Source organism: Kitasatospora sp. NPDC001660, assembly GCF_053596725.1.
In genome coordinates, this window is record NZ_JBSFGU010000153.1 from 1 (window position 1) to 1,025 (window position 1,025).

Sequence of the window (1,025 nt, forward strand, 5' to 3'; positions counted from 1 at the left end):
CCGGCCTTGAGGACGGCGAGTTGGGCGATGACGATGTCGACGGAGCGTGGGAGCAGGAGGGCGACGATGCTTTCCGTGCCGACGCCTTGGGCGCGCAGCCAGTGGGCGAGCCGGTTGGCGCGTTCCTCCACCTGGGCGTAGGAGAGTACGAGGTCGCCACTCGCGATGGCGGGCGCGGTAGGTGTGGTGTCGGCGGCGGTCTCGAAGAGGCCGTGGAAGGTGGCCGGTGCCAGCTGTGCAGTCTGGCCGGCCCATTCGCCGAGGACGAGTGCGCGCTCCTCGTCGGTCAGGACGTCGATGTCGCCGACCTTGAGGTCCGGGTCGGCCGCGACGGCTTCCAGCACGGTGACGAGCCGGGCGCCCAGTGCCTGCGCCGTTGCGCGGTCGAAGAGGTCGACGGCGTACTCGACGCTGCCCGCCAGCCCGTCCTCCGACTCCGCGAGCGTGAACGAGAGGTCGAACTTCGCCGTGTCCAGCCGGATCGGCTGCGTGTCGACGTCCACGCCGGGCAGCACCAGCCGGTCCGAGGGGATGTTCTGCAGCTGGAAGGAGACCTGGAACAGCGGGTGGCGCGCCATCGAGCGCTCCGGGTTGATCGCCTCGACGAGGCGCTCGAACGGCACGTCCTGGTGGGCGTACGCCGCCAGGGCCGTCTCCCGTACGCGGCCGAGCAGTTCGCGGAAGCTCGGCTGTCCCGAGAGGTCGTTGCGCAGCACCAGGGTGTTGATGAAGAAGCCCACGAGGTCGTCGAGCGACTCGTCCGTGCGGCCGGCGATCGGCGAGCCGAGCGGGATGTCCTCGCCGCCGCCGAGGCGGTGCAGCATCGTCGCGAGCGCGGCCTGGACGACCATGAAGAGGCTGGCGCCGCTCTCGCGGGCCAACTCGTCGAGCCGCGAGCGCAGGTCGGCACAGACGCCGAACGGAACCGTCTCGCCGCGGTAGCTCATCCGGGCCGGGCGGGGCCGGTCGGTGGGCAGCGGGAGTTCCTCGGGCAGTCCGGCGAGGGCCGTGCGCCAGTACTCCAC

General features: G+C 71.4%; 1 protein-coding gene. It reads right to left on the reverse strand.

Going from position 1 to position 1,025, the window contains the following annotated elements; all coding sequences use genetic code 11:
- Positions 1-1,025: condensation domain-containing protein (locus tag ACWCXH_RS40005; RefSeq protein ID WP_449806433.1), on the reverse strand; the 1,025-nt coding region annotated here is incomplete at both ends.